The sequence below is a fragment of the Protofrankia sp. Cj3 genome, assembly GCF_917627355.1.
Taxonomy (GTDB): domain Bacteria; phylum Actinomycetota; class Actinomycetes; order Frankiales; family Frankiaceae; genus Protofrankia.
Window position 1 is genome coordinate 1 of sequence record NZ_CAKJTR010000275.1, and the last position, 4,332, is coordinate 4,332.

Genomic DNA, 4,332 nt, shown 5'->3' on the forward strand with positions numbered 1-4,332 from the left:
GGACGCGTCGCCTCGGCCGGCTGGCCGCGCGTGGCGGACGAGCCGCGGGCCGCTTCGGCGAGGACCGCGGCCGCGGCCGCGGCCGCGGCTCGCGCCGCGGGTCCTGACCCGGGTGTGCTCGACACACCGTCGCAGACGACGGCGATCAGGGTGGAGCCGACCATGGCGATACCCATGGCGTCCTCGTTGGTGGTATGTCGGACTCCCCGGTCACAGACGCCGGCAATAAGGCCAAGGTCGATCTCTCGGTGATCTGCGTCACCTGTCTCCGGCGGCATCTCGACCCGCGGCGGCATGCCGCATGTTTCGCAGCGGTGGTCATCCGAGTACGCCGGGTTCGTGCACACCGGGCAAGGCCCCCGTTCTGGTCGGTTCCGTACCTCTTCGTCCCCGGCGTACGGATGATCAAATTCTGTGGTCATGTCACACGGCTTGTCGGTGAACCGCTGATCGGTGGGAATCGTGCCGGGGTCTGGTCGATCATTCCGATCAGGATCCCTTCGGCGGCGGACATCTTGGCGGCCCTGCATGGCTTAGCGCGTCCGGCAACAGAGGGCGCGGCGTCACGGGGTGGGGGATCGGCGTCGGCGATGCGGTGTCTGTGCGTGGTCGACATGCGGCTGGCTCGACACCGGCAGTGTAATCATGGCGGAATCGACGGCGCTCTTTGATCGTATGGATGATGTCGAAGGTGTGTTCGCCGTCACGGTTTGACCATAGTGCGGCTGTTGACGGCGATGAGGTGTTAAGCAGTATGAGCTGTTGTCAGCTTGCGGACAAGCTAAGAGCGCCCGGCAATAGGGGTGTGGGTCAAGGAGTGGGGCTGGGGTGCGTGCATCGCGAGGCGGAGGAGGGAGCCACCGGGGTGTTGGGTGGCGACTGACGACAACGCGGCGAGGTGCGTGCCCCAGCCCCGCGACGCCGCGTCCCCTATTGCCGGGCGCTCTAACACGCGCCAGACTTTCTGATCATACAGCTTCCCGTACGGCCGGTGGCCCAAGCGAGCTGGGAAACCGTATACCGTGTGACGATGTTCTCTGACGCGTCCGGGATACGCGCTGGTGGAGTTCGCTGATGGCTGGCCAGCAACGGCGTGGCGGCGGTGGGGTGGCGCGTGGCGGCCAGGGCGGTCGAGCGGCCAAGGCGGGGTCGCATCGCAAGGGCGCGTCGGCTGGTAGCGGTGGCCAGCGCAGGAAGAGCTTGGAGGGCCGTGGCGCCACTCCGCCGGCTGAGCTGCGGCCAGGCCACCCAGCTCAGCGCAGAGCCGCTGTGATCGCGGCGGCTGAGGCGCGACGCCCGGTGGGTTCGCGGGCTACCGACGGCACTGGGCGAGCCGGCAGCGTCTCCAACGCTCGGGCGGGTACGGACAGAGCCGGTGATGACAGGGCTCGGGACGAGGGTGGCCGGGCGGCGCGCGGTCCGCGTCCACTCGCTGGGACAGGCCAGGGCCGAGGTGGGAAAAAAGGCGGGAAAACCGGTGGTGAACGGGTGCCGCGGTCCGGTGGTCGTGCTGGCGGGCCCGTCCGCGGCGGACCGGATCGGGCTGGTTCGTCCCGCTCCGGCCGAGCGGAGCGCGATGGTCGCGGTGACCTCGACGAACTGGTAGTCGGCCGTAACGCGGTGGTGGAGGCGCTACGAGCCGGTGTTCCGGGGTCAACCCTGTTCGTTGCCGGTGGCACAGAGTATGACGAACGTCTTGACGAGGCCCGCCGGCTCGCGCCTCCTGCCGGTGTGGCTGTCGCGGATGTCGCCCGCGCCGAGCTGGACCGGATGTGCGGTTCCGCGCCGCATCAGGGGCTGGCACTGTCGGTGCCGCCGTTCCGGTATGCCCACCCCGATGACCTCCTGGCCCGTGCGCAGGCCGCGCCACCGGGATTGTTGGTGGCGTTGGACGGAGTGACCGATCCGCGTAATCTCGGTGCTGTGATCAGATCGGCGGCGGCGTTCGGCGCGCACGGCGTGGTCGTGCCCGAGCGACGGGCGGCCGGCGTGACCGCGGCGGCGTGGAAGACATCGGCGGGTGCCGCCGCCCGGTTGCCGGTGGCGCGGGCGACGAACCTGTCTCGGGCGTTGGCGGCCTGGGCGGATGCCGGCGTTTTCGTCGTTGGATTGGCCGCGGACGGCGAGGTTGCTCTCGACGAGCTGGAGATGGCCGGTGATCCGCTGGCGCTGGTCGTCGGCTCAGAGGGACGTGGCTTGTCACGGCTGGTCGGGGAGCGTTGCGATCTGACCGTGCGGATCCCGATGGTCGGTAACGTCGAGTCGCTCAACGCCGGGGTCGCCGCTGGCGTGATGTTGGCGGAGATCGCCCGCCGCCGCCGGGTGGACGGACAGCGATAGCCGGGCTCCGGCCGCTAACGGAGTTGTTCGGACCACCGCGGCGTGGCTGTGGCCACGGACCGTCCGGTTTCGTCGTCGAGAATGGCGACGGACCGTTCGAGGAGAGACCGGAACTCCTCCAGCTCTCCCGGGGAGAACACGTCGGTGAGGCGCTGCTCGACCGCGAGGGCCAGCGCGTCGGCCTGCCGCAGCAACGCTAGGCCGGTTGGTGTCAGCCGGCTCTGGAAAACCTTCGCATGGACATCCGACTGCTCACGGACAATCAGTCCCTTGGCTTCGAGGGTGAGCAGCAGGCTGGCCATCGACTGGGGCGTGACCATGCACCTTCGGGCGAGCTGGGCGCCGGAGAGACCGGGTGACTCGGCAAGGGTGAACAGCGCGGTGTACTGCGGGACGGAAAGCCCGACATCACGCAGTGCCCGGGTCTTCTCACGGATGAGTGCCTGCTCCGCCCTCTTGATCGAATGTCCGAGGCGGGCCACGGCGGAGGGAAGCGGCTCTTCCCACACCATTCTGAGCTCCCCTCCTTACCTTTGCCGCACTTCTCGTATGCCGCCTGGCGGGTACGGAAGGTTTTGTTCGATGACTCTGGGTGGTTAATTTCTCCCGCGTCGCGCGGAAACGTCTGGTCGCGTCACTCCTGGCTGGTTGGCAGCCTGTCGACTTTATTGCGAGCGGGGGATTCCCGGCCGGCCCTGTCGGAGGCACCCGTTTCCGTGGTTGCTGCGTGGATGTGGTGATGTGTCATACCGGTTTCCCTTGGGGTCGGCAACAGGGGGCCCGGCGTCGCGAGGCTGGGACAGGCATGCCCCTCGCGTCATCGCTCCCCGTCCCTCGCTGCCCATCCATCGCCGCAGGATGCCCGGGTACCCCGGCTCGTCGGTCGTCCCCAACACCGCCGGTGGCTCCCTGTGCCGCCTCGCGATGCATGTACCCCATTCTCGCTCCTTGATCCATTCCCCTATTGTCGGGCACTCTTATATGGCGCGTCATTGGCGGCCGCGTCGGCCCGTATTCGTGATGCTCCGCCAAGGCGCACGAGAACCTAATCTATAGCGAATATCGGTGTGGGTGGATTCACATGGCGTGGGCGGTCTCACAAGAAGTCCGTGGAGACGAGTAGTGGCTCTCTTCCGCCGGTTAGCATAGTTTTTACGCTTCAGTGAGGAGGCGGCCACATGGGTATGAGTACACCCCGAGCGGGGTACGGACCGAGCTTCAACAAGTTCGCCGAGATGGTAGCCGATGACTTGCGCGGAAGAGTGGCACGCGGTGAGGTCCGACCTGGCGACCACCTTCCACCGGAGACCGAGCTGATGGATATTTATGGTGTCGCAAGGCCGACAATGCGCGAGGCGCTACGCATCCTTGAGTCAGAATCTCTGATCGTCCTTCGCCGTGGCTCCCACCTCGGGCCACTCGTCCAGGAGCCGGACGGGCAGGTCCTGGCCCGGCAAGCCGGACTGCGGCTCCAGATGCGGGGAACGCCCGTCCGGGATCTGGCCGAGGCGCGGGCCGTCATGGATTCGGGCATTGTGGCGCTGGCCGCAAAACGCCGTACCCCGGCGGATCTGCAAGAAATGCGGGCATGTCTGGCGGCTGCCGACGCCGCGCGTAATGCGGCTGATTTCTCCCGGCGTGCCACGGATTTTCGGGTGCTGGTCGTCCGATCCTGTCACAATCAGACTCTGACGTTGCTGGCCGAGCTTGTCGCGTCGCTGCTCCGACATCAGTACGATGTTGTTCTCCGCAAGGTCCCGGAGCACGACGGACGCCGTTTCATCGAGCAGTCGCTGGCGCGTTACGCGCGGCTGACCGATCTGATCGAAAATTGTGACGTGGCAGGCGCGGTCGAGTTCTGGGACGCTCACGGAGCGATTGATGGAGAATTCGGGATGACCGGCCTGGGCACAGCCCCCATGCTGGTCTACTCCTGACCGGTGGCTCGGCCGCGGGGCTGCCGGCCGGGATGGCCGGTCCTGACGGGCCGGT

General features: G+C 67.3%; 3 protein-coding genes. 2 read left to right on the forward strand and 1 reads right to left on the reverse strand.

From position 1 onward, the window contains the following. Window positions 1–1,074 precede the first annotated feature (1,074 nt). Entirely contained in the window at window positions 1,075–2,340 is a 1,266-nt protein-coding gene (rlmB, locus tag MJ783_RS22175; protein WP_239313568.1) for a 23S rRNA (guanosine(2251)-2'-O)-methyltransferase RlmB, read from the forward strand. A 14-nt stretch (window positions 2,341–2,354) separates the two neighbouring features. On the opposite strand, the gene MJ783_RS22180 is transcribed toward rlmB, so the two are convergent. Continuing rightward, window positions 2,355–2,852, reverse strand: a complete 498-nt coding sequence (locus tag MJ783_RS22180; RefSeq protein ID WP_239313571.1) for a MarR family winged helix-turn-helix transcriptional regulator — start codon at window positions 2,850–2,852, stop codon at window positions 2,355–2,357. A gap of 666 nt (window positions 2,853–3,518) precedes the next feature. Here MJ783_RS22180 and MJ783_RS22185 point away from each other — a divergent pair. After that, entirely contained in the window at window positions 3,519–4,277 is a 759-nt protein-coding gene (locus MJ783_RS22185; protein WP_239313574.1) for a FadR/GntR family transcriptional regulator, read from the forward strand. Window positions 4,278–4,332: the final 55 nt, after the last annotated feature.